We start from the raw sequence: 18,075 nt of genomic DNA on the forward strand, positions 1-18,075 counted from the left end.
TCTTCGAATACCGTTGCGCGGGCATCTTTCATGAGTCATCGCGGGTCATTTACAAATGCGAGGCCGAAGGCCACAATGAGTCGAATCATGGCCTCCTCTGGCTGGGTGAGGGCGTCACAACAGCAGCGGGTTCCCGCAGCCACACTCTTGAGGAGCGTTCATGAGCATCCTGAAAATGACGTCGGAAGCCGAGGCCTCCGGCCTGAGAGCTGAAATCTACGACGCAGACCGCCGCTCGCTCGGTTACGTGCCCAGCCACACGAAGGCCATGAGCCTGAACCCCGAGGCCTACATTGCCTGGGAATCCCTATTAAAGGCCATCAGCTCCTCCCTGGGCCTCCGCCGCTACGAATTAGTGACGCTAGCCGCAGCCCAAGGCATCGGTTCGTCCCATTGCAGGCTGGCCCACGGGAAAAAGACGCTCAAGATCATGAGCGAAGAACAACTGCTTGCCATAGCCAGGGACTTCCACAATGCAGGCCTGCCAGCGGCCGAGGTGGCCATGATGGAGTACGCGGTAAAGCTCAGCACAGATGCGGCAGCCATGACGGACAACGATGCGCAGCAGTTGCGTGACTTCGGCTTTGGCGACCGCGAGATTGCCGACATTACACTCGCTGCCGCCGCGCGGAACTACATCAGCAGGGCGGTGCTGGCCATGGCCGTTGATCTGGACGTTCCGCCAGGCCTTAGCCCCGACCTGCAGAGCGCGCTGCTGGCACCGCTCGAAGGCCCGAGCGCCGAAGCCGCGCAGCGCCCCTAGTGGTTCCCCGCGGCCGGTCCAGCTCGGACTGCCGTCGCAGAACCGCGCGTCGCAGGGGGATCTCGAAACTGCTATGCAGGTTGCAGTTCGCCGAGCTTCGCTACCGGTTCAGCTATTGCGGCGGCTTCGGCTCTAGTTCCCAAGCAGAGGTCGAGTCCGCGGCCAAAATGCTGGGCCTTCCGGAGCGTGGTTGGTTGGAGCCGGTGGGTAGAGGACGTCTTCACGACTGTAGTGCCCCACGACGTCGAAAATTCGCTTCGCGGTCAGGGAGCGGCCTAGGTCGACGTCTGCGACAACGATCCCTTCCTGATCATAGAGAGGGCCTGCTATGGCACGGCCCTGAAGTGGCTCGAAGATCGCCGCTCCACCTCGTCCGAGCGCCTGACCATCGTCTGGCAACTGAACCGGGAAGTCATCGGGAAACGCAGAGCGAGGGATGTATTGAGGGGCCGAGACCACGAACGCGCCGGATTCGATCGCTATGTGACTCATCGTGGAGATCCAGCCGTCAGAGTCATCGGCCGTCGGGGCCGCCCAGATCTGCACGCCTTGACGATAGACCGCATATCGAGCGAGAGGCATGCGGTTCTCCCAGCAGATGAGGCCGCCAACCCTCCCGACTGGGGTCTCGATGACATTCAGGTCCTGTCCGTAACCGACGCCGTGGAAAAGGCGTTCGTGCATCGTGGGCATCAACTTGCGATGTTTCCAGAGCAAACCCTCGGGACCAAGCAAGATCATTGTGTTGTAGAGACTTCCGGGCCTAGCGGATTCCCGTTCGTTCACTCCAAGCACGCAGTAGATGTCGTGCTCGGCACATGCCTTGATGAAACGGTCGATTTGGGGGCCGGGGACGTCGACAGAGTTGTCCCAGAGACGGGTCCACATCTCATCAAATCCGTCGAACCGGGCCGCCTGGTATGCCCATACTCCTGACGGGTACAGGGGGATGAACGTTTCAGGGAAAACCGCGAGTTTCACGCCCTGGCCTGCGGCCTCGCCCAGGAGACGGAGCGCCTTTGACACCGATGCCTCCGCATCGAGGATTACCGGCGTGGCCTGAATTGCAGCGATTCGCACAGTTCCTGTGGGCATGACGCAACGTTGGCATGCAATCCAGCGCCTCGTCAACACTGCAGCGTTTCATTGGTCAGCAAGCCGGCGGCCAGGATCACAGCGGCCGTCTTCATCGGTTCATTCTGGGCCCGCAGTGGGTACGATGCGTCCATGACTGGTGACGCAAGTGGACCCATTGATGGCGCCCGATACGGGCACACGAATCTGATCGCGCACGACTGGCGCCGCCTCTCCGACTGGTACGTGCGTCTCTTCGGATGCACGCCAGTTCCGCCGGAGCGCGACTACTCGGGTCCCGACCTCGAGCGGGGCACTGCCGTGCCGAACGCCGCCCTCCAAGGCGTGCATCTGCGGTTGCCCGGGCATGGCGATGGCGGCCCGACGCTCGAGATCTACACGTTCGCCTCGACGGACGGAGCGTCGGAAGTGGGCATTGACCGGCCGGGCTTCCGCCACATCGCCTTCGCGGTCGCGGACGTCCACACCGCTCGACGCCGCGTCCTCGATGAGGGCGGGAGCTCGGTCGGCGATGTCGTCACCCTCACGACAGCCGACGGGCGCCGGGTCACCTGGTGCTACGTCACCGACCCCGAGGGCAACGCCGTCGAGCTGCAGAGTTGGGCGCCACCGGCTTGAGCGAGCCCTTCGAGCTAGTCATCGAGAACGGGACCGTCGTCGACGGGAGCGGCGCCGATGGCTTTGCCGGCGCGGTCGGGATCCGAGACGGTTGTCCCATCTCATTGCTCGTAGCTCCAGGAAGTTGAACCAAGCGCGCGGGCGAAGGCGTACTTGCGATACTGAGTGTCCGTGACGCTTCCTCGTCGATTCCTGAGTGCAACAACAGGTTTGGTGTACAGAATGAAATGATTGTTGCCAGTCTCAAACTCATCAACGTGGCGATGACCATCTCCGAGACCCAGGCTGCAAATCGCGTCCCGCTCAGCGCCTGGGGTGCCATCACGATTTCAGCCCCTTGCGTCCTTGCCGCCGCCTACTACCAGAACCGCCTGGACCGGCACCGCGCTCACCGGCCCTAGTCAGGCACGGCCTAGGGGCCGCCGGCCACGCTGTCTTCCGGCCCGCCACCCCGGCACGGCGTTGTCGAGCGCATCAGTCTTTAGCGCATCCAGTTCACCGCGGCGCTGCTTGAACCGCTGGGAGTGCAGCCAGACGCCGAGCTCATGCTCTTCGCCGGTTACGACTGCTTTGTGCCGGGCCAGTCGTGGCCGGCCGCGCGGTAGGCGACGAGGGCAGCGAGCCGTTCGTGCCACCTCTGCTCGTCGGCCTCGGCGGGGCTTGCCTTCCCAGCCGGGCAGGACGGCCAGGCCTTCACGGAACGCCGGCGCCAGTGTCCCGGCCCGGGTGTCTTCCCGCCGGCGCTGCAGCCAGACCGCCAGGGTCCGCTCCGAGGTGCTCTCCGCGTTCCGGGACGGGTAGCGCCCCGTCTCCTGGACCATGGCCACCAGCTGGTGCATGCGCTCCCGGCCCTGTGCCGTCACCCGGGAGGCTCCCGTGCCGGCGGCCGCCTCGTGCGCTTTCCGCAGCAGGGGGTCGGCGGCGCACGCGACGCGCAGGTGGTAGCCGACCGTCGAGGCAGGGGCGCCGGCCAGCGCCGCGATCTTGCTCCTGCTGAGGCCGCCCCGGTACATCAGCACCCACTCCGGGTTCGGAGCCGCGTCCCGCCTCGTCGTCGCCACGGCATCCATCCTGCCATCAGGTCCGGCCACCATGACCGCCTTGGTCACCTGCGGGTCGGATCTCAAGTATTCATCGAACGGTCTTCGCACACGGCGGAGACGTTCTTCAGGGGGATTCATGGGCAACGCCAGCGAAAGTCAGTATGCGACGTCGGCTGGACAGGCTGGGCGAGAGGATGCAGACCGGGCACTCTTCCTTGAGCATCAGGGAAAGAAGTACCGGCGCACGTCCATCATTTTCGGTGTCGTCGGACTCTTCCTGTTCGGCCTCGCCGCCGGAATAGTAGCTTTCATCATGGCCAGGAAGGCCGAGGACAACGGCGTCAAGGCGACCGCCGGCAAGGTGCTTGCTGTCCTGGATGTCATCGGCGGCATCATCACGATGACCATAATCTTCGGTGCTATGAAGTAGCTTGGCGGCCAGCACCATCACAGCACTCACCGCCGTTACCGCCAGCGCGCGCGGAACTGCCGGCGTCATCAGTGCGGTCTCTTCCCGGTTACGGCCCTGCTGAGTACCATTGCGACCAGACCAGGGTTCTTGCGCTCTTCTTGGAGAGAAGACACGGATGTATAGGGTCCATTCGGGGCTTGGCTGGCTCGGCATTATCGGCGCCGTCGCCTGGATTTCGCTTATGGTCCTGATGGCGGGGGGCTGGGGACCGCCGGGATCAGCAGAATATGACCGGTACGAAACCAACTCGCAGCTCTGGGTGTTCGCTTTCGCCCTCATGGCCTGCGGCTTCATCGGCCTGTTCTTGCGGTACAGAACCGGAGCAGAACCCGCACTGGGATTCACCATAGCCTCAATCGTTCTCGGGTTTACGCTCATGATGGCCGGCAACGTGGCCGAGTTCAGATTCTTCAGCCATCTGCCCTACGATGCGGACAATGCCCGCATGTGGGCCTGGCTAATATTCCTGCTCGGGTTTCTGACAGTCCTAGTAGGATCGCTGCTCCTTGGAGTGTGGACCCGGAGCCAAGAGCATCTTCCCCGGTGGGCCGGATGGTTGTTCCTACTGGCACTTCCCGCCACGTTTGTGGCTTCCGCCGCGTCACTGTACCCCGTTCCGCTGTGCCTGGCGACGCTCACCGCCGGCATACTGGCCCTGCGGCCGAGGCCCATGCCGCATGATGTCTCTGACCCCGCTACGGAGACCTGGCCACGATGATGGCATTCATCGTGCTGACCTCCGCGCTGCAAGAGACGCATGACCGGCTCTGCCCATGACGCAACGACGTGTGGCCAATCCACAGTTTTTCTTGGTCTGGATAAATTTCTGACATCTCAGGACCGGACGACTCCGACACGTTTACCGGGCGGACCCAAAACTACTCCGGCGGAGAGCCGCTCCTGGCCGTCGTCGCCGCACCTCCCTCCCAGAGCACCAGCGTGCCGGAGTACTCGCGCTCCAGAAGTCGGGGCCTCGGTTGATTAGAGTACAGACCATGGACTCCTCCGCCGCCTCGCCCACTGGCCTCGTGAGGCGCAGCAGGCTTCGCTTTGTGATCATGGTCGTAACGGGATTGGCAGCCGCGGTGGCCGCTGGTCTTTCGGGGCGCTGGATCGAAGCTCCCGCCATCGGGTGGGCGGTGGCTTCGCTGACATACGTCCTCTGGGTGTGGGCTGTGATCGGCAGGCTAGATCCCGATGGGACACGCAAGCACGCCATTACCGAGGATCCCTCGCGGGGTGTCACCGATCTGCTCATTCTTGCTGCAAACGTGGCCAGTCTCGCGGCAGTTGCCGCCGTCGTTGTCGACTCCCACCGTGGTGCCGCCGGCGCCGATCACGCGCTGGGTGGCGGCCTCCTGGCGCTGTCCTGCGTGGCGTTGTCGTGGATGCTGGTGCAGACCCTCTTCACCCTGCGCTATGCAGAGTTGTACTACGACCCGGAAAAGCACGGCCAGGAGCCCGGCGGAATCAGCTTCAACCAGGAGCGCCCGCCCCAGTACTCAGATTTCGCCTACTTGGCCACCAGCCTGGGCATGACGTACCAAGTCTCGGACACCAACCTCGAGAGCCACAGAATCCGTGCCGAGGCGTTGAAGCACGGGCTCCTGTCCTACCTCTTTGGAACCGTAATCCTGGCCACCACCATCAACCTGGTGATCGGTCTGGCGAGCTAGTTCCGAAAGGCACTGGCCGCCGAAATCCGATGCTTGGCTCCACAGATTGTGGTGAGCCGAGACATCTTCAGTGTTTGGGTCGTGCTCGGACGTGGATGCGTTCTCCCTGGTGGCCGAACAGAGTGAGGAACTCCACTGGTTCCTTGCCCGCACTCGCGAACCAGTGCGGCGTACGCGTGTCGAATTCAGCAACCTCACCGGGGGACATCACGAAGTCATCTTGGCCCAGGACAAGCCGCAAGCGTCCGTTGAGGACGTAAATCCAGTCGTATCCTTCGTGAACCTGCAAATCGGGCACCTGCGCGCGGTTGCTGCCCGGGAGCACCATCTTGAATGCCTGCAGTCCCCCCGGGCGCCGGGTAAGAGGAAGGACCGTGCCCCAGTCGCGCACCACAGGTTTGATGTGAATGCGCGGATCCCCGGTGGCCGGGGCGTCGATGAGCTCCTCCAGCGGAAGCCTGTACAGTCTGGCGATCGGCAGGAGCAGCTCAAGAGTAGGTCGTCTCTGCCCGGATTCCAGGCGCGAGAGTGTGCTCACCGAAATCCCTGTTGCGGCGGACGCGTCGGCCAGAGTCAGGTGCCGCTGCGTTCGAAGGGCCCGCATCCGCGGCCCCACCGCATCAAGGTGTTTCCCGAGCTCATCGTCCATGCCTCCATGTTGCCATAACGGCAAAATTCTTTGCCGACCCTCCACGCTGTGCCGAACTATGGAAACAACGGCAGTACGGCCGTTGTACGGGCGGAGGAGTTGGGTATGACAAGCGAAATAAGTCGAAAATACGAGGTTGTGGTTGTGGGCGGTGGCGCTGCCGGGCTGAGTGCGGCGGTGACTCTAAGCAGGGCGCTACGATCAACCCTCGTGATTGACGCCGGAGAACCGAGAAACGCCCCCGCGGCCGGCGTGCACGGATTCCTGTCCAGGGACGGAGTGAGCCCCGGGGAACTCCTTGTCCAGGGCCGGAAGGAAGTACGCCGCTACGGGGGGACAGTCACAAGCGGGGAAGTAGTCGGTGCCCGCCCCTCCGCCTACGGGTTCGACGTCGTTTTGGCAGATGGACGGACGGTAGCGGCCAGGCGCCTGCTGATAGCCACCGGGTTGACCGATGAGCTTCCCGAGGTCGAAGGGCTCAGGGACCGATGGGGCCGTGATGTGTTGCACTGTCCGTATTGCCACGGGTGGGAGGTCCGGCACCGGGCAATCGGAGTGCTGGCGTCCGGGCCGATGGCCGTTCATCAGGCGCTGCTGTTCCGGCAGTGGAGCGCCAACATCACACTGTTCCTCAACGACGCAGTAGAGCCATCGGACGAGGAATGGGAGCAGCTGTCCGCACGATCCATCTCCGTCGTTATGGGCAGCGTTCTGTCGCTGGAAGTCACCAATGATGCAGTCAGCGGGGTTGCCCTGTCCTCCGGCAAGGTACTGCCGGTGGAGGCCGTAGTGGTGGGCCCAAGGTTTGAAGCACGCTCGGCACTGCTGGAATCACTCGGAGTTGAAACTGTGGAGCACCCGCGGGGTATAGGGAAGCACGTCGAAACCAGCGCCCAGGGTGCCACATCCGTGGCCGGTGTGTGGGCGGCAGGGAACGTCTCCGACCTGACGGCGCAAGTCATGGCTTCCGCTGCCGCGGGGGTGGCAGCAGGTGCGGCTATCAATGCCGATCTCATCAGCGAAGACACGCGGAGGGCGGTCTCGGCCGCGGGAAGCCCCTTTACAGCTGAAATCGAAGCACGTGTCAGCGAGAAGATCCTCGGAAGCAGGCGCCACGGACTCGATGCTGCGTCCATGGGCCGGATGGAGAGTCGTGAAGCAGGGTAGCCGGACAGATACTGGATCGATGGCACCTGCGCCGCTGGACCACCGCCCGAGTGCGTCGTCCGACTTGCTGTTGCTTCTAGCAGCCGCTGGTTAGTTCGTCCTCCAGCTCTTCGTCGGATTCGATCCGGCGCAGCACGGACAGCCGCTCCGCAATGCGGGTTAGCACCGACGCCTCCTCAGCCGGCAAGGCCGCGGTCCGTGCGGCTTCCTCCCAATCGAGCGGACCGGCGCCGACCAGAAACAGAACACGGTCCCGGTCATGGAGTACACCAACGACCTTCAGGAATCGGTGCCAGGCAGCCGCTGAGCCGGCGGCGACCGGCACGGACGGGGACGGGACACCGTCGATCACCCACGACGGAAACTGTCCGGCTAGCCCAAGGTAGTCAGCGTCCGTACGGGGCCCGGCGCACAACTCGGTGAAGCTGACCCAGAGGACGTCCGGATCGGCGCTCTTGACGGTCAGCGGCCCCGAGGGGAGGACCAGCACCTGCTGCTGCGGGGGCGAGGGCCGGAAAAGCCCGTAGGCGCCCAGCTGCCGTTCGGTCCCCGGGGTGATGATCAGCCCCCGCCGGAATTCGGTCATGTCCTAGAGCCAGCCTTTCTTCTTGAAAATCACGTACATCAGGGCGGCTGTTCCGGCCATGAGGAGGATCGACATGGGATACCCGTAAGCCCAGTGCAGCTCCGGCATGTGATCAAAGTTCATGCCGTAGACGCCGGCAACGAAGGAGGGGGCAAAGAAAATAGCCGCCCACGACGAAATCTTCTTTACCTGCTCGTTCTGTTTGGCGCTGGCATCGTTCTGCCGGTTCGCGGTCAGCGTCCCGTCCAGCGTGAGAGCGTTCTGCAGGAGGTCGCGGAAGGAATTGGCGCGGGATATGACCCGCACCACATGGTCTTCGACATCGCGGAGGCTGTGCTGGAGGTTCGTGTCCACCTCATACTTCTCGAATCCCTGCTTGAGCTGGTCCATCACGGCGGGAAGCGGATTGATGGCCCGCTGGAACTGGATCACCTCGCGGGCCAGTTCATAAATGCGGCGGGACACCGTGCTATCGCCGGAGAACAGCTGGTCTTCAATTTCGTCGATGTCGTTTTCCAACCCGGCAATCACCGGAGCGTAATCATCCACCACCTGGTCCAGGAGGGCGTAGAGCACCGCTTCAGGCCCGTGGCGGAGGAGGTCGGGGCGGGACTCCAGCCGGCGCCGGACCTGCCCCACGCCGGACATTTCCGCGTGGCGCACGGTCACCACGAAGTTCTTGCCCGTGAAGATGTGGAGTTCGCCGAACTCCACCGTCTCCGTGTCGTCGCGGTACCTGGCCGGCCTGAGGACAGTGAAGAGGTTATCGCCGTAGCGCTCCAGCTTGGGCCGCTGGTGCGCGGAAATGGCGTCCTCGACAGCGAGTTCGTGAAGGCCGAATTCCTCCGCGACGGCGGCCATCTCGGTTTCGGACGGCCGGTACAGCCCGATCCACGCCATGCCCCCGTGCTTGGCAAGAGTCTCAAACGTCTGCTCAAGGTTCTCCGGTTCGGCGCTGCGGACGCCGTCAACGTAGACGGCGTTATCGATGATGGTCACAGCCGGCAGGTCTCCGTCAGGGGGCTCAGGACATTAAGGGGCATCAGGACATTGCGCCGATGATGACGCCGGCAGCTGTCATCGCAGCCACGTCGTGGCCGGAATCAATGAGCGTCGCGGCTACCGGCCGGCCGGCGAAGCCGTTGTGGATGACGTGCCCGCCGGCACGGAAGACAACCGCAAGGACCAGAGCAAACCACCCGCCGGCCACCGCGTTGTCCAGCCCGAGCGTGCCGATCAGCACAGCGAGCAGGACGGCTGTCAGTGCCGCTGCCACCATCATGGGCATCCAGATGCCGGCTCCGCCCCCGGTGTTCTTGAGGTCCTCTTCGGTCTTGCCGATGGCTGCCATCCATCTGTTTCCCAGCACTGCCGGCAGGTACCAGACAAAGCCGATTGCCATGCTGGCGATGAAGGCAAGTAGCACGGCGAGCCAGTTGATTTGGGTTATGTAAGAGAGCCAATCCATCTTCGAATCCTATTCCCCAACGGGGTGCCGGGCCGCCGGGTCAGCCGCCCGGCCGTGTCGGCAGGGCTGAAGCCCCCTGGACTGAGGCTCCCTGGACAAGCCGGCTGATCAGCGGCTCCGTCCGGTACTGGATGTGCGTGTGGAGCGCCAGCACGGTTTCGGTCCGGATGACCCCCTTGATCCGCAGGATCGAGCGCAGGGCGGCCTGCAGGTTGTGCGTATCCGTTGCCACCACGCGGCACCAGACGTCGCCGCGGCCAGAGATTTCGTGAACCTCGAGGACCTGGGGGATCAGCCGCAGGGCACCCACGACGCCGTCGAGTTCCCGGTGCGTCACCTCGATCGTCACGAAGGCGACGACGTCGTAGCCGACCGATTCGAGGTCGATCTCCCGGCCGCCGTCGTGCAGTATGCCCGAGCGCAGCATCCGCCGGACGCGCGATTGTGCCGTGTTCCGCGCGATGCCGAGCTTGTCGCTCAGTTCGCCGATCTGGATCCGCGGATCGCGGACCAGTTCGAGCAGGATCTTGAGGTCTGTGGGGTCCAGGCTGTTCAAATCATCACTCCGGTTCATGTTTTGGGTCCAAGATTGACGGTTTTGATCAATTTTCCCACGAAACAAGGTGATGGTACGCATTCCTGCCTCATTCTGTAGATATCAATTTCCCTCCGCGGGGCAGCTCCCACAAGGGGCGGGCGACGCGGAAACATAGGCAAGGGCACGGGCATGACCGTCTTTAGCGAACTTCGGATGCGTCCGGCCGCCGCTGGCCGCTGGGGTTGGGATGCGTCCAACACCTCACGGCTGGCGATGGCCGGCGTCGTCATCTTCACCCTCCTGGTGGGGGCAAACCTGGCGACGCCCCTCTACCCGCTGCTGCAGGCCAAGCTGGGCATCAGCTCCCTCGGCGTCACTGTCGCATTTTCCGCCTATGTCCTGGCCCTCGTCTCCACCCTGATGCTGGCCGGCCACTGGTCTGACCACATCGGACGCCGGGCGGCGCTGCTGCTCGCCGTGCTGACGGGGCTCGCGGGAGGTTTCGTTTTTGCGCACGCCGACAGCCTGCCCGCGTTGTGTGCAGGCCGTGCGCTCCAGGGCATCGCCGTTGCCCTTGCCACCGGTGCCAGCTCCGCCGCCCTGCGTGAGCTCTTGCCGGAGCGGCCCGAGTGGGCCTCACGGTTCACCCTGCTGGCCTCCGCTGGGGGAGTGGCGGCCGGTCCGGCGATCGGCGGAGTGCTGTCCCTGCTGCCGGGACCCACGTCCACGCCCTACTTCATCCATTCCCTGGTCCTCCTTGCGCTGCTGGTCCCGCTCTACCTGCTCCGGGCACGTCCCGCCATCAAGCCGGCCGTCGGCCCCCGCCCGCTGAAGGCCCTGGCGCCGCGCCGCCCGTCGGTGTCGCGCGAGGCGCGCGGAGCATTCTGGCTGGCTGCCGCCGTCGGATTCCTCAGCTTCACTGTCTTTGGTTTCTGCCTCTCCCTCGCGCCGGGGTACTTTGCCCGCATCGTCGGAGTTGATTCCCGTCCCCTCATCGGCGTGCTCTCCGGACTTACGCTCGGTGCCTCCGCCCTGAGCCAGCTGGTCGGCGTCCGCGGCAGGTTTGCTGTGCCGGCCGGCCTGGCGGTGCTGGGAGGGTCAGTGATGCTCATCGCCGCCGCGGCGGCCTGGAGCAATCCCTGGCTGCTGATCGTTGCCAGCCTCGCGGCCGGCGTCGGCCAGGGCATCGCCTTCCGGACCGTCTTCAATGACGTGGCCGGGAAGGTGGAGGCGTCGCGCCACGCCCAGATCATCAGCACGGTTTACGTGATCACCTATCTGGGAAGTGCCGTTCCGGTCATCGGGCTGGGACTCGCGACGGCGGCCTATGGGCTTGAGGGGGCCGTGGCGGGTTTCGTCGTGCTCTGCGGCATGGCCGCCGGGGTGCTGGCGGCGATGACGCTGCGCCAGGGCCTTCGCCCGCCTGAGGACGGGCCGCTGACTGCGGCTCCGTCTTGAACCGGGCGGCCCGAGCGAGGGCACACGCCCAACGTAAAAGCCGGCGCGGGACGACTTTGCAAAGGTTTGATTGCAAAGCATGTGCTGCAAAGAAAGGGTTGCAAAGAAACCCTTGCAAAGGTTTCTTTGCAAGCGTAGCGTTCGCCTATGGAAACAACCCCGCGGCCCGGCAGGGATGGCTCGAACGGCGTCGAGGAATTCCCGTTTCCGGTCCGCAAGATGGACACCGCGTCCCTGAAGGCCCTCGCCCACCCGCTCCGCGTGCAGATCCTGGAGATGCTGTCCCGCTATGGGGCCCAGACTGCCTGCGGCCTTGGCGAGCTCCTGGGGGAGTCCAGCGGTTCCACAAGCTATCACCTGCGCCAACTGGCCAAGCACGATTTTGTCCGTGAGGTCGAGGGGAAGGGGACCGCCAGGGAGCGGTGGTGGGAAAGGCCCCGGGGCGCCCTGCAGGTCTCGTCCCCGGAACTTGCCAGCTCACCGGCCACCGAGGAGGCCTCACGGCTCGTGAGCCGCGAGTTTGAACACAGCCGCCAGGCGGTACTGGCCGACTTCATGGCCCATGGCGTGGATGCCCTGGACAGCCACTGGCTTCACGCCGCGACTATCAACACCTCCAATGCCCGGATGAACGCCGAACAGTTGGGCCGGTACGCCCGCGCCGTGGAGGCCTACGGGCACAGGCTGCTGGAGGAGATCCGCGACGAGGGCGAGCAGGAAGATGCCCGGCCGGTCCAGATCCATTTCAATGCATTCCCGATCCTTGGCGTTCCGGCGACGGCAACGAGCCGCGGCGCACGCAAAGCAGCGAAGACACCCTCCGCCAAGAGAACAAGTCCCGAAAGGAAAGAGCCATGAGTGCTCTGTCGATCAGCCGGTCAGTCCCGGGCTCCGTCTCCCGGCGCGCGTCCTTCATCGAAGCCGCGGCCGTCCGCGTGGGATCGGGGCTTGTTGCCTGGGCGGAAAGCCGCCGCACCCGCCCGGAGGAGACGGTGAGGCAACTGGAGGCCGCCGCCCTGCGCCGCGACGAACTGAATGTGCTCCGGGCCGACATGCTGGGCACCGCCCACTCCGGTCTGCCGCCCCAGCGCTGAGTCACCTGCAGGCAAGACTGGGCCGCCTTGCCCTGGACCGCCCTGCGCCGGCCCGTCCGGTTAGTCCTGTTCCGGCAGCGGCCCGTGGTTGCCCTGGATATGGTCGAACACGAGGGTGGTTTCGGTGTGCCCCACCACAGGGTCGGTGGCCAGATTGTCCAGGACCCAGTCGCGCAGGTCCTCCGTGGTGGCGACGGCGATGTGCAGCAGGTAGTCCACCGAACCGGAGGTGTGGAACGTGGACAGCACCGCAGGCAGCTTAGGCACGCGGGCCGTGAAGCGGTCGATCTGCTCGCGGTCGTGGGCGCGGAGCCGGACGGCGATCAGGGCCTGGACCGAGCGGCCGATTGCCGACAGGCTCAGCTTGGCCTCAAAGCCCTGGATGATGCCCCGCTCGGAGAGCGCACGGGTGCGCATCAGCGCGGTGGAGGGGGCGATGCCCACCATTTCGGCCAGCTGCTTGTTGGAGATCCGGGCGTCGTCGACCAGGGCGGCCAGGAGTCGTTCATCGATGGCGTCCAGCGGCTCGATATTTCCCGCCCCAGACCGAATATTCTTCGCGATGCTGCTCACGGACCCTCCTCAAAGTGTTCTGTGTTCATCATAGTCGCGACTTTCCGGCCGATCCATTCATGGGCACTGTGTCTATCCGAATATTTGCCAGATACTTGCGGCATTCAATGGCGAATAATTCACAAGGAGTACCGTGCTTTCTCTCGACTCGCTGGCAGTTCACGCCGGCCGTGACGGCCTCACGGACCAGGGCGTCCACGCCGTTCCGATTGACCTTTCCACCACTGCCCCGCTTCCCTCCGTCGCGGACGGAGGCCTTGCCTACGAGCACCTGGCAACCGGCGGCCCGCACGCTGAGGGTCAAAGCACCGTTTACCAGCGGCTGTGGAACCCCACCGTGGCACGTTTCGAGGCCGGCGTGGCGCTCCTGGAGGGAGCCCCCGAAGCAGTGGCGTTCGCCACCGGCATGGCTGCCCTGAGCGCCGTGTTGCTGGCATCGGTGGCGGGCGGAAAAAAGCACGTAGTGGCCGTTCGGCCGCTGTACGGCGGCAGTGACCACATCCTTGCGTCCGGCGTCCTCGGAACCGAGGTGACGTTTACGGATGCGGAAGGGGTCCGCGCGGCGCTCCGGCCCGATACCGGATTGGTTGTGGTGGAGACCCCGGCCAACCCGAGCCTGGACCTCGTGGACATCGCAGCGCTTGTGGCCGCCGCGGACGGCGTGCCTGTGCTGGTGGACAACACCTTTGCCACGCCAGTACTGCAGCGGCCGCTCGAGCACGGTGCGGCCCTCGTGCTGCACAGTGCCACGAACTTCATGGGCGGCCACGGCGATGCCATGGGCGGTGTGGTGGCGGCGTCGCCGGAATGGGCCAGCCGCCTTCGCCAGGTAAGGGCCATCACCGGCGGCATCCTCACGCCCCTGCCGGCCTATCTGCTGCACCGCGGGCTTGCCACGCTCCCTGTCCGCGTGCGGGCGCAGCAGGCCACTGCCCACAAAGTGGCCGCCGGGCTCAGCGGGCACGAGCTGGTGCGCACCGTCTACTACCCGGGCCTGCCCGAATGTGATCCGAACGGCCTGGTGGGCACCCAGATGTCAGGGCCGGGATCGCTGATCGCCCTGGAGTTGCCCAGTGCCGGGCATGCAGGGCGAGTCCCGTCGGCTGTCCGGATGATCACGCATGCCGTCTCCCTGGGCGGAATCGACACCCTCATCCAGCATCCCGCGGGCCTCACCCACCGCCCGGTGGCGGACAGTGCCAAGCCGCATGCGAGCCTCCTCCGCGTCTCCGTGGGGCTCGAAGACGCCACGGACATCCTCGAAGACCTCATCCAGGCGATCGAAGGAACGCGCTAGCCACCCGCCGGGTTTTGCTGCCCTGCCGGGTTATTCCGGCGTGCGGCGTGCGGGGGACGCGGGGCCGGATTGCCCGCTGAGGCAGGATGCACGACGGCGGTGATCACCGCCGTCGTGCATCCCAGGGCGATCACGGTAACGGCCAGGGCTGTCCAGCCGAGCGACTGGAACACCAGTCCGCCGGCCCAGCCGATGATGCTGGAGCCCAGGTAGTAGGCAAGGTTGTACAGCGACGCGGCCTGTGCGCGGCCTGAAACGGCGATGGCTCCTGTCCACCCCGCGCCGATGCTGTGGGCCGCAAAGAAGCCGCCCGTAAAGACCACGAGCCCGGCCAGGATGAGCACCAGAACCTGGGTGAGCGTCAGGGCAAGGCCTGCCGACATCAGCAGAATTCCGGCCAGCAGCACGTTCCGCCGGCCGAACCGCTGTGTCAGCCCGCCGGCCCAGCGGGAGGTCACTGTTCCGGAAAGGTAGGCCAGGAAGATCAGGCTGATAACAGTGGCGGGGAGGCTGAAAGGCTCGCCGGAGAGCCGGAATCCCAGGTAGTTGTAAACCGCCACGAAGCCGCCCATCAGCAGGAACGCCTGCACGTAGAGGGCCAGCAGTCCCGGATTACGGAGATGCCCGGCCAGCGTCCGGGCTGCTCCGCGGAAGCCGCTGGCCTTGGCCGGGCTGAATCCCCGGGCCTGGGGCACAAGCACCAGGAACAGGACGGCGGCGACGGTGGCCAGTACGGATACCGCGAACGCGGCGGCGCGCCATCCCCACAATTCGCCCACCGGGCCGGCCACGAGCCTGCCGGCAAGGCCGCCCAGGGTGGTGCCGGCAACGTAGCTGCCCGCAGCCATCGCCGCATGCGCCCTGTTGATCTCCTCGTTCAGGTAGGCGATGGCGATCGCCGGGATGCCACCCAGTGCCATGCCCTCGAGCATTCGGAGCCCCAGCAGCATGGGAAACGAAGTGGCCAGCGGAACCAGCAGTCCGAGCACGGTCGCAGCCGAGATTCCCCAGGCCATGGCCCGGACACGCCCGATCCGGTCCGCCAGGAAGGACCACGGGATTACGGTGACGGCAAGCCCCACGGTGGCCAGTGAAATGGTCAGTGCCGCTTCCGCGGCCGTGACCCGGAGTTCCGCCGCCATGACCGGAAGCACCGCCTGCGTCGAGTAGAGCTGTGCGAAGGTCGCCACCCCCGCGAACGCCAGCCCGCCGAGGACCTTGCCATACGCCGACGAACCTTTCGCGTGCCCTTCCCACCGCGGCTGATCCGGGAGGCCAGGCCTGGGCCCGCCGGACACTGGCCTAGTGGACGCTGGGTTGCCGGGCGCTGGCTTTCTGGATGTTGCCTTGGTGGGCGCTGGCTTTCTGGATGTTGCCTTGGTGGGCGCTGGCTTGGGGGTGGGCGTTGGCATTTTTCCAGCGTAGATCTATGCTGACTAAGCATCCAATGCATGATTCAGCTAGAAATCATGGCGAAAACGGATGAATTTCCTGAGTCGGGGAGCCATGGACCTACAGCACAGGCAGCTCGTGCAGCTGCTGCCGATTCTTCCGCTGCTCGCCGAGCTTGGCCGCACGCAGCACATCACGGAAACCGCCGAACTTCTCGGTGTTCCGCAGTCCACCGTGAGCCGGGCACTGGCCCGCGCCAGTGCCATCGTGGGCACGGAACTGCTCATCCGTGAAGGCCGGGGCGTCCGCCTGACGCCGGCGGCCAAGGCCCTGCTGCCGTACGTTGAATCTGCGCTCGCGGACTTCCGCACGGGCCTTGACCTGGTGCGGCATGACTCCGAAGTGGTCCGCGGCCGGATAGCCGTGACCTTCCAGCACACGTTCGGTGAGGCAACGCTGCCGCTGCTGATCAGCGCATTCCGGAACCGCCACCCGCAGACGGAATTCGACCTCAGCCAGGGCTCCCGGGACAGCTGCCTTGCCGAGCTGGCCTCCGGCCAGGCCGACTTTGCCCTGACCGCCCCGGTGGCGGCGGCCGGCCGGACCATCGGCTCGGCCGCACTGTACCGGGAACCGCTGCGGCTCGTCGTGCATCACCGGCACCGGCTGGCCGGCCGGAAGAGCGCAGGCCTGGCCGACATCCGGAAAGATCCCTTTGTTGCACTCGGGCCGGGATATGGCTTGCGGTCCCTCACGGATGCAATGTTCCGGGAGGCAGGATTCCGGCCCCGGATCGCGTTCGAAAGCCAGGATACCCACACGGTCCGCGGGCTGGTGTCCGCCGGGCTTGGGGTCAGTATCCTGCCTCCGGGCGGCGGGCCGGCGAGCGACGCGGCCGGCGGTCTGGGCTGGGTGGAAATCCCGCTGGAATCCGGGCTCGCTGTCCGGGAAATCGGCATTGCCTGGCGCGAACGCCGAAGCGCGCGCGACACCGAGCCGGACCCGGTGCGGCTCTTCCGGGAGCTGGTGCTGGCGGACGGCCCGGCGCTCCTGGCCGGCCTGGTCCGTGCACGTTCGGGAGCTGACTTTCGGGGACCCGACCTTCGGGAACCGGGCCACGTCTCTCCCGGGGGAGTGCGCTAGCCTCCCAGGAGGCCGCTGATGGCATCCGCCACGGGGCCGGTCCGGGCCGTGCGCCATCCGGTACCAGCCCACAGATTCACGCGTTCCGGATCCCCGGCGGCCGCCGCGGCCGCGCGGATGGGGGCCGTCAGGTGGTGGATGGCCGGATATCCGTCCGGGGCGTCCCCATGGTCGCGGACGAAGTCGTTGACCAGGGCGCGCGCGTAACGTCCCGTGAAAGCGCGGGTCAGCCTCGTTTCCGTAAACCGTGCGGCCCCCAGGGCGTCCTTGTGCAACTGCCGGGCGCCGCTCTCGTCGGTCCGCAGGAGGACAGTCCCCACCTGCGCCGCTTCCGCGCCGGCGGCGAGCACCGACGTCACGGCCGCCGCGTCGGACACGGCACCGGCAGCTATCAGCGGGAGGCCGACGGCGGCACCCACCTCCCGGACCAGCTCCGCCGTCGAAGGTGGTGTCCCAGCCGGCCGGCGGTCCGCCAGGAAGGCGCCGCTGTGTGCGCCGGCGCTGCTGTGCTGCACCACCAGTGCGTCGACGCCGCGGTCCGCGGCCAGCTCCGCCTCGGCCCTGCTGGTAACGGTGGCAAGAACCGCCGAGCCCGCCCGCCGGAGGGCGGCCACAACCGCTGATTCCGGCAGGCCGAACGTGAAGGTGACCAGCTCAACAGGGTGTAGCAGCAGTTCGTCGATCTTGCCCTGCCAGTGATCGTCGTCGTCAAGCCTCAGCAGCGGGAGGCTGACGCCGTAGCGGTCGGCATCCCCGCGCAGGCTGAGCCGGTACTGCTCCAGCCGGTCCACATCCTCGGGGGAGGGGTGCAGCTGTGCGGGATCGGGCACGAAGACGTTCATGCCGAACCTGATGCCCGCCTCGCGTGCGGCGCGCATCTCTTCACTCATCGCCGGGACAGTCTTGTACCCGGCCGCGAGGAAGCCGAGGCCGCCGGCGCGGTGAACTGCTGCGACGAAGCCGGGAGTCGACGTCCCGCCGGCCATGGGCGCCGCGATGATCCGGGTGCCAAACAGGGGATGGGGCATTGTCTGCTCCTTGAG

At 65.7% G+C, this 18,075-nt stretch carries 22 protein-coding genes; 11 read left to right on the top strand and 11 right to left on the bottom strand.

Annotated features, from left to right (window positions below; translation table 11 throughout):
• Positions 1-160: 160 nt before the first annotated feature.
• A complete protein-coding gene (locus ASG92_RS26590) occupies positions 161-763 on the top strand; it encodes a carboxymuconolactone decarboxylase family protein (protein ID WP_056635976.1) in 603 nt (200 codons plus the stop codon).
• Between the two features lie 132 nt (positions 764-895).
• Here ASG92_RS26590 and ASG92_RS26595 read toward each other — a convergent pair whose 3' ends face one another.
• A complete protein-coding gene (locus tag ASG92_RS26595; RefSeq protein ID WP_082579764.1) occupies positions 896-1,858 on the bottom strand; it encodes a carbon-nitrogen hydrolase family protein in 963 nt (320 codons plus the stop codon).
• 132 nt (positions 1,859-1,990) lie between these two features.
• Between ASG92_RS26595 and ASG92_RS26600 the strand changes: the two genes are divergently transcribed.
• Together ASG92_RS26600 and ASG92_RS28875 are read left to right on the top strand one after the other, a co-directional pair.
• Entirely contained in the window at positions 1,991-2,476 is a 486-nt protein-coding gene (locus tag ASG92_RS26600) for a VOC family protein (protein ID WP_056636187.1), read from the top strand.
• Positions 2,477-2,703: 227 nt separating this feature from the next.
• Positions 2,704-2,877 carry a hypothetical protein gene (locus ASG92_RS28875; protein ID WP_157372517.1) on the top strand — a complete coding sequence of 58 codons (174 nt, stop codon included), beginning with the start codon at positions 2,704-2,706 and terminating at the stop codon, positions 2,875-2,877.
• Here ASG92_RS28875 and ASG92_RS28880 read toward each other — a convergent pair whose 3' ends face one another.
• Both ASG92_RS28880 and ASG92_RS28885 read right to left on the bottom strand, forming a co-directional pair.
• Complete coding sequence (locus ASG92_RS28880; protein WP_157372518.1) at positions 2,878-3,603, bottom strand: helicase-associated protein; 726 nt, start codon at positions 3,601-3,603, stop codon at positions 2,878-2,880. It abuts the gene before it with no gap.
• A 40-nt stretch (positions 3,604-3,643) separates the two neighbouring features.
• Positions 3,644-4,018 carry a hypothetical protein gene (locus ASG92_RS28885; protein WP_157372519.1) on the bottom strand — a complete coding sequence of 125 codons (375 nt, stop codon included), beginning with the start codon at positions 4,016-4,018 and terminating at the stop codon, positions 3,644-3,646.
• An 88-nt stretch (positions 4,019-4,106) separates the two neighbouring features.
• On the opposite strand from ASG92_RS28885, the gene ASG92_RS26615 reads away from it, so the two are divergent.
• Positions 4,107-4,709: a hypothetical protein gene (locus ASG92_RS26615; RefSeq protein ID WP_056635986.1), complete on the top strand. Its 603-nt coding sequence runs from the start codon at positions 4,107-4,109 to the stop codon at positions 4,707-4,709.
• A 277-nt stretch (positions 4,710-4,986) separates the two neighbouring features.
• Positions 4,987-5,667 (top strand): DUF1345 domain-containing protein, encoded by a 681-nt coding sequence (locus ASG92_RS26620; RefSeq protein WP_056635989.1) that lies wholly within the window; start codon positions 4,987-4,989, stop codon positions 5,665-5,667.
• A gap of 67 nt (positions 5,668-5,734) precedes the next feature.
• Here ASG92_RS26620 and ASG92_RS26625 read toward each other — a convergent pair whose 3' ends face one another.
• Positions 5,735-6,316 (bottom strand): XRE family transcriptional regulator, encoded by a 582-nt coding sequence (locus ASG92_RS26625; RefSeq protein ID WP_056635993.1) that lies wholly within the window; start codon positions 6,314-6,316, stop codon positions 5,735-5,737.
• Between the two features lie 105 nt (positions 6,317-6,421).
• On the opposite strand from ASG92_RS26625, the gene ASG92_RS26630 reads away from it, so the two are divergent.
• Positions 6,422-7,483, top strand: a complete 1,062-nt coding sequence (locus ASG92_RS26630) for an NAD(P)/FAD-dependent oxidoreductase (protein ID WP_056635995.1) — start codon at positions 6,422-6,424, stop codon at positions 7,481-7,483.
• A 76-nt stretch (positions 7,484-7,559) separates the two neighbouring features.
• On the opposite strand, the gene zapE is transcribed toward ASG92_RS26630, so the two are convergent.
• The 4 genes from zapE to ASG92_RS26650 are packed head-to-tail and all read right to left on the bottom strand — an operon-like array spanning position 7,560 to position 10,111.
• Positions 7,560-8,069, bottom strand: coding sequence for an AFG1/ZapE family ATPase (gene zapE, locus ASG92_RS26635; RefSeq protein ID WP_056635999.1), 510 nt, complete (start codon positions 8,067-8,069; stop codon positions 7,560-7,562).
• A 3-nt stretch (positions 8,070-8,072) separates the two neighbouring features.
• Positions 8,073-9,068 (bottom strand): magnesium/cobalt transporter CorA, encoded by a 996-nt coding sequence (gene corA / locus ASG92_RS26640; protein ID WP_056636001.1) that lies wholly within the window; start codon positions 9,066-9,068, stop codon positions 8,073-8,075.
• A 43-nt stretch (positions 9,069-9,111) separates the two neighbouring features.
• A complete protein-coding gene (locus tag ASG92_RS26645; RefSeq protein ID WP_056636004.1) occupies positions 9,112-9,537 on the bottom strand; it encodes a DUF1761 domain-containing protein in 426 nt (141 codons plus the stop codon).
• Between the two features lie 40 nt (positions 9,538-9,577).
• Complete coding sequence (locus ASG92_RS26650; protein ID WP_056636007.1) at positions 9,578-10,111, bottom strand: Lrp/AsnC family transcriptional regulator; 534 nt, start codon at positions 10,109-10,111, stop codon at positions 9,578-9,580.
• Between the two features lie 153 nt (positions 10,112-10,264).
• Between ASG92_RS26650 and ASG92_RS26655 the strand changes: the two genes are divergently transcribed.
• The 3 genes from ASG92_RS26655 to ASG92_RS26665 all read left to right on the top strand — a co-directional run bounded on the left by ASG92_RS26655 (position 10,265) and on the right by ASG92_RS26665 (position 12,627).
• Complete coding sequence (locus ASG92_RS26655) at positions 10,265-11,533, top strand: MFS transporter (RefSeq protein WP_056636010.1); 1,269 nt, start codon at positions 10,265-10,267, stop codon at positions 11,531-11,533.
• Between the two features lie 147 nt (positions 11,534-11,680).
• Entirely contained in the window at positions 11,681-12,391 is a 711-nt protein-coding gene (locus tag ASG92_RS26660; RefSeq protein WP_056636013.1) for a helix-turn-helix domain-containing protein, read from the top strand.
• Positions 12,388-12,627 (top strand): hypothetical protein, encoded by a 240-nt coding sequence (locus ASG92_RS26665; RefSeq protein ID WP_056636016.1) that lies wholly within the window; start codon positions 12,388-12,390, stop codon positions 12,625-12,627. Before ASG92_RS26660 ends, ASG92_RS26665 begins: the two co-directional genes overlap by 4 nt.
• 60 nt (positions 12,628-12,687) lie before the next feature.
• On the opposite strand, the gene ASG92_RS26670 is transcribed toward ASG92_RS26665, so the two are convergent.
• The gene (locus ASG92_RS26670) at positions 12,688-13,200 is read right to left on the bottom strand and encodes an Lrp/AsnC family transcriptional regulator (RefSeq protein ID WP_056636019.1); all 513 of its coding nucleotides are present in this window, start codon (positions 13,198-13,200) and stop codon (positions 12,688-12,690) included.
• Positions 13,201-13,333: 133 nt separating this feature from the next.
• Here ASG92_RS26670 and ASG92_RS26675 point away from each other — a divergent pair, with 133 nt between their 5' ends.
• A complete protein-coding gene (locus ASG92_RS26675; RefSeq protein WP_056636021.1) occupies positions 13,334-14,497 on the top strand; it encodes a PLP-dependent aspartate aminotransferase family protein in 1,164 nt (387 codons plus the stop codon).
• Here the strand turns inward: ASG92_RS26675 and ASG92_RS26680 are convergent.
• Complete coding sequence (locus ASG92_RS26680) at positions 14,494-15,795, bottom strand: MFS transporter (protein WP_240987330.1); 1,302 nt, start codon at positions 15,793-15,795, stop codon at positions 14,494-14,496. The two genes, ASG92_RS26675 and ASG92_RS26680, sit on opposite strands and share 4 nt — an antisense overlap.
• Positions 15,796-16,003: 208 nt before the next feature.
• Here ASG92_RS26680 and ASG92_RS26685 point away from each other — a divergent pair, with 208 nt between their 5' ends.
• Complete coding sequence (locus ASG92_RS26685; protein ID WP_056636025.1) at positions 16,004-17,032, top strand: LysR family transcriptional regulator; 1,029 nt, start codon at positions 16,004-16,006, stop codon at positions 17,030-17,032.
• Here ASG92_RS26685 and ASG92_RS26690 read toward each other — a convergent pair.
• Positions 17,029-18,060, bottom strand: a complete 1,032-nt coding sequence (locus ASG92_RS26690; protein ID WP_200952105.1) for a nitronate monooxygenase — start codon at positions 18,058-18,060, stop codon at positions 17,029-17,031. The two genes, ASG92_RS26685 and ASG92_RS26690, sit on opposite strands and share 4 nt — an antisense overlap.
• Between the last annotated feature and the right edge of the window lie 15 nt (positions 18,061-18,075).

Origin of the sequence: Arthrobacter sp. Soil736 (assembly GCF_001428005.1) — a bacterium.
Classification (GTDB): Bacteria; Actinomycetota; Actinomycetes; order Actinomycetales; family Micrococcaceae; genus Arthrobacter.